5 protein-coding genes and 1 riboswitch are annotated in these 5,069 nt (G+C 63.7%); of the genes, 3 read left to right on the forward strand and 2 right to left on the reverse strand.

Annotated elements, in window-relative coordinates; all coding sequences use genetic code 11:
* Positions 1-135: 135 nt before the first annotated feature.
* Positions 136-1,089: a CRISPR-associated endonuclease Cas1 gene (cas1, locus tag C4301_RS09275; protein WP_352414797.1), complete on the reverse strand. Its 954-nt coding sequence runs from the start codon at positions 1,087-1,089 to the stop codon at positions 136-138.
* On the reverse strand, positions 1,089-2,291 hold the full coding sequence (locus C4301_RS09280; RefSeq protein WP_352414798.1) for a TIGR02710 family CRISPR-associated CARF protein: 1,203 nt from the start codon (positions 2,289-2,291) through the stop codon (positions 1,089-1,091). The genes cas1 and C4301_RS09280 overlap by 1 nt, the downstream gene beginning before the upstream one ends.
* A 95-nt stretch (positions 2,292-2,386) precedes the next feature.
* Positions 2,387-2,531, forward strand: a riboswitch (cobalamin riboswitch).
* 97 nt (positions 2,532-2,628) lie between these two features.
* Between C4301_RS09280 and C4301_RS09285 the strand changes: the two genes are divergently transcribed.
* The 3 genes from C4301_RS09285 to C4301_RS09295 all read left to right on the forward strand — a co-directional run.
* Positions 2,629-3,309 carry a nickel permease gene (locus C4301_RS09285; RefSeq protein WP_352414799.1) on the forward strand — a complete coding sequence of 227 codons (681 nt, stop codon included), beginning with the start codon at positions 2,629-2,631 and terminating at the stop codon, positions 3,307-3,309.
* Positions 3,310-3,319: 10 nt separating this feature from the next.
* On the forward strand, positions 3,320-4,420 hold the full coding sequence (locus tag C4301_RS09290; protein ID WP_352414800.1) for a cobalt-precorrin-5B (C(1))-methyltransferase: 1,101 nt from the start codon (positions 3,320-3,322) through the stop codon (positions 4,418-4,420).
* On the forward strand, positions 4,413-5,069 hold a 657-nt coding region (locus tag C4301_RS09295; RefSeq protein WP_352414801.1), incomplete at its 3' end, for a precorrin-8X methylmutase. The genes C4301_RS09290 and C4301_RS09295, both read left to right, overlap by 8 nt.

Here is a 5,069-nt window from a genome sequence, read left to right on the forward strand (position 1 = left end):
CCCCGGCCTTTGAGGGGAAGCTTACCACTGACCGGAAAAGTTGTCAAGGTCTAAATTCCTGAGCCAAAAGCCCTTTCTTATCATTCCTTACACAACTTGAATGGACAAATGCGCCTTAGCGCTCGGGGCTTTTCCTCATTTCAGATAAAATGGGGTATAGGTGCCTTTGGCAAGAAGTGCGGCTTTGAGGCGGTGGGCCTGGACCATAAGTATCTCCTTGTAGGGTTTTCTGAACCCAAGGGGGTGCTTTGCTTCCGTGGACAGGCGAGCTTCAAAGAGCCGAATCATCTCCTTTCTTCCTTCCTCTGTGAGAAACACGCCCCCATTTCGGTTTTCAAAGTGTAGATCCTGAAAGATGCCCCTTCGGAAAGCAGATACAACGATCTGGTCCACCAAGGCAATGCGAAACTCCTCCATAAGGTCCAGGGCCAGAGCAGGCCTTCGCCTTCCGGTGGTGTGCAAAAAGCCTATCTCGGGATGGAGGCCCGCTATCCGGACGGCTGTTAATGTCTGGCCTAGCAAAAGCGCGTATCCATAGGAAAGCGCCGCATTCACAGCGTCTTTGGGTGGTCGTCTGTTTCGTTCGTGGAAGCTATAATTGGAAAGGATCTCTGCGAACCTGTGGAAGTATTCACGAGCAGCTATTCCTTCTATCCCCCTCAACCGCCTCAGGTCGCCAATCCGTTCCAAGTCCGAAAGGTAACCGTCCATCTGAGCTGTCGAAAGGTGGTAATGCTCCAGGAGAGCTTTTGCAGAACGCATTTTGCCCAGCACAAAGGCCCTGGCCAGAGAAAACGGAGGAGTTTGAAGTTGCGCCCTAAGGACTGCTGGATGGGGTTCTGGATTTTGTGCGAGAGTGCCATAGAAAGATCCTTCGATAGAGAAAAAATATATCGTTGCGCCCTGCCTGAGCAGAAAAGCAAGAGCAGGGGTGGAGAACCCCACGTTCCCAAAGACAGACACGCTTCGCACCTTGCGAGCTGGCAAAGATTCCAGAATTTGTTTCCTGCCCGGCCCCCTTTCTTCCAGAACAAACCGGCCCTTTTCCAAGCGGGATAGACTTCCCTGATGGAGCAGGTACAAGTGCATCAGAAAGCCGGCCAGGGAGGGAGGGCCTTTAGGCCCATCTCGTCAAAGTAGGCCCGGAACTTTTCGTAGTCCTCTTTTTTCACAGGGTTGGTTCCGTGCCCGAGAATGCTCTCGTGCCGCTTTTTCAAAAGGGGCTGGAGCCTTCCTTGGAAATCGCTGTAAAGCCTTTGGGCCAAGGTCCCGCTTTGATTATAAAAGAGGTCGATGTTGAAGGACACGTCCAGCACCTCGGCCAGGCCCCGGGTCCGGAGGGCCGTCTCCCGAAGCCCTTCGGGGAACTCTTTAGGAAAGGTCTGTGTGTCTTTGAGGTCGATGCCCAGTCGCTCATAGAGATCCGCCTGGGCAGCCAGCTCGAGGCCCCGGTAGAGCCGGGCTAAGGCGTCGTCGTACCGGCCCACGCGAAAGCGCCGGTCGGCGTTGGCCAAAAGGTCGGCCAGAAGGGCAAAGGTGGGCCTTTTCCCCTTCTCCACGATGGTCTTAAGGTTCTCCCTCGCCCCTTCCAACTCCTTCAGCACCCGGACCTTGGCCCCATGCCCCCAGGCTTCCGCCACGGCCAGGGCCACGTCCAGGTGGGTGTTTAAAGCTTCCAGGGCCCTTTCATGCCAAAACCGGTCCCAATGAAGGAGGCCTTCCGTCACCCCCTTAAGCGCCCCGTAGAAGCGGACTTCGCTGGGGGAGAGGGGTTTTTTCAGGAGGGCGTCCAGCTCGGAGATGGCCGCGGGGAGGTTCAAAGCGTTGAAGTTCCGCACGAAGCCCTCCCATTCCCTCAGGCCGTAGCGGGCCGTGGGATCCTCCAAAAGGCGGAGCTGCTCATGCCCGGAAAGAACCCGGCCCGTCTCGGGGTCGCGCTTTCGTCCGCCCACGTAGCTGAAGGTCACCCCCCGCCCGGTGAGGGCCAGCACCAGGCCCGCGGCCATGGGCTTGGTCCCGCCCGAGAAGTCGGCCACGATGGCGGTGGCCTCCCATTCCAGGGCCTTCTTCAGGGCCTCGAGGGCCTTTTTGTAGGCCTCCTCGAGGCTTTCTTCGTCCTCGAGGATGAGGGTGTGGTGCTTCAAAGCCTCTCCATACTCCTTCACGAGCTCCCCCGCCACGGGAAAGCTCTTCTGGCTGGCGATGAAGATGACCCCTTGGGGGGCGTGCTGGGCCAGGGCCTCTTCCAAAGGCGGCCTCGAGGTGCCTACGGTGAGGATAAGGGTTTTCATGTTCCCATTATAGGAAGACCCGCCTGGGTGTCCGGCACCCTCCCTTGACGGGGGAAGCGGCCGGGGGTATAAAGTTGGCTAAGCCCCGATAGGGGCCCGAGAAAGCGGCCGGGGTGCCCCAGGGCCCGGATGTCCTGGGGCAGCAAAGGGGGAAGACCGGTGCAAGTCCGGCGCTGTGCCGCAACGGTAACCGGCCCTTAGGCCGGAAGCCCGAATACCCGCCCCGGTGCGCGCCTCACCTGCCCCCGAGCAGGGGTGAAAGGAGGCCTGGGATGAAAAAAACCCACCGGTTTATTGGCCTTCCGGAAAAGTCGGCTTACCCACGGCAGGAGGCCCTGTGACGGGCCTCGAGTTCCTGGCCGTGGCCCTGGGGATGCGCCACGGGCTGGACCCCGATCATCTGGCGGCGGTGGATGGCCTTGCGCGCCTGCGCCCTTCCCCCTGGATGGGTCTCCTCTTCGCCCTGGGGCATGGGGCGGTGGTGACCCTTCTGGCTTTTCCAGCCGCCCTGGTCCTCAAGGGTATTCCCTGGGAAGAGTACCACCTTTCCGCCTGGCTCCTCCTTCTAGTGGGAGGCCTCACCCTTTACCAACTGGCCTTGGCTGGGCGCAAAGGGGCTCAGGGTAGGGGCCCGGCCCGGCTTCCCGTCCCGAACCCCCTCCTTTTAGGGGCGCTTTTCGGCCTCGGGTTTGAAACCGCAAGCCAGCTTTCCGCCCTGGCCCTCTCCGCCCAGATGCACCCCCTTCGGCTTGGCCTTTTTTTCACCCTGGGCATGGCCCTTGTGGACGGGGTGGATGGCCTCCTTGCGGCCCGGCTCCAGGGCCTGGCCCGGGATGGCGGGCGGGCCCGGAGGGCGAGCGGGCTTTTGGGGTACGTGGTCGCCTTCACCGCCATGGGGCTTGCCCTGGCCGAGTTTTCGGCCTTTGACCTCGAGGCCTTCGCCCTTCCCCTCGGCTTTTCCCTTTTCGCCCTCCTGGTGGGGCTTAGGGTCTACACCTTGCGTCCCGCGGCGCCTTAGGAGGCCGGCCTTGGCCCACCCCTATCCCCCTCCCAGGGACAAAAAGGGCAGCCGCATCGGCTTCACCACCGGGGCCAACGCCGCCGCGGCCGCCAAGGCCGCCGCTTTGGCCCTTCTGGGCCAGGAGGTGAAGGAGGTGGAGATCTGGCTCCCTGCGGGCTGGCGGCAGACCTTTTCCGTCCACCGCCTCGAGCGAAAGGGGGAGGGGGTTTTGGCGGGGCTCATCAAGGACGCGGGGGATGACCCCGACGTGACCCATGGGGCGGAGATCCAGGCCTATGTTTGCTGGGCCAGCCAGGACGCCCTCGAGGCTGGGGAAGGGGTGGGGACGGTGACCCGGCCGGGCCTGGGGCTTCCGGTGGGGGAGCCCGCCATCAACCCGGTGCCCCGCCGGATGATCTGGGACTCGGTGCGGGAGGTCACGGACCGGCCCCTGCGGATCGTTATCTCCATCCCGGGGGGAGAGGAGCTGGCCAAAAAGACCCTGAACCCCCGGCTTGGCGTCCTGGGGGGGCTTTCCGTCTTGGGGACCACGGGGATCGTCAAGCCCTACTCCACCAGCGCCTTCCGGATGAGCGTGGTCCAGGCGGTGGGGGTGGCCAGGGCGAACGGGCTTTTGGAGGTCGCCGCCACCACCGGAGGGAAGAGCGAGCGCTTCGCCATGCGGCTTCTGCCCCACCTGCCCGAGATGGCCTTCATCGAGATGGGGGACTTTGTGGGGGATGTGCTCAAGGCCTCCCGGAAGCTGGGGATCGAGGTGGTGCGGATCGTGGGTATGATTGGGAAAATATCCAAGATGGCTGATGGAAAGACCATGACTCATGCCGCGGGGGGGGAGGTGAACCGGGGGCTTCTGCTGGGCCTTCTCGCCGAGAGCGGGGCCTCCGCCCGCGCCCTCAGGGAGGGGCAGGAGGCCCCCACCGCCCGGAGGTTCATGGAGATCGCCCTCGAGGAGGGGCTGGAGGGCTTCTTCCTCAGGCTTGTGCGCCTCGCCCAAGAGCGGCTGCAGGCCTATATAGGGCCGAGGCCCCGGGTGAGCGTGGCCCTGACGGATTTTGACCAGGGGCGGCTTCTCGCCGCCTTTCCGGATCCGGAGGTGTACCGTGGATGATCTGATCCAGAGGCGGCTCAACCCCACCCACCAGATGACCGAAAAGGGTCGGGCCATCGAGGAGGAGAGCTTCCGCGTGGTGGACCTGGAGGCTGGGCCCCACGGGTTTTCCGAACTGGAGTGGCCGGTGGTGCGCCGGATGATCCACGCCACCGCGGACTTCGAGTACAAGGACCTGGCCCGCTTTAGCCCCGGCGCGGTGGAGGCGGGCCTTAAGGCCCTCATGGGGGGCGCGCGGATTTTGGTGGACGCCCGGATGATCGCCTGCGGGCTGAACCCGGAAAGGCTGGCCCTTTTCGGCAACGAGGTGGTGGAGCTCCTCACCCACCCCGAGGTGGTGGCCCGGGCCCGGGCCACGGGGGGGACCCGGGCGGAGGCCGCGGTGGGCTACGCCCGGGAAGCGGGGCTTCTCGAGGGGGCCGTGGTGGGGGTGGGAAACGCCCCCACCTTCCTCCTGGCCCTGGCCAGGGCCATCCAGGCGGGAAGCCGGCCCGCCTTGGTCCTGGGGATGCCCGTAGGCTTTGTGAACGTGGTGGAGGCCAAGGAGGCCCTGATGGGCACCGGGGTTCCCTGGATCGTCACCGGGGGGCGCAAAGGGGGGTCCACCCTGGTGGTGGCCGCTTTGCACGCCCTGCTCAGGCTGGCCGCG

This window comes from Thermus sp., assembly GCF_040290245.1.
In the GTDB taxonomy this organism is placed as follows: domain Bacteria; phylum Deinococcota; class Deinococci; order Deinococcales; family Thermaceae; genus Thermus_A.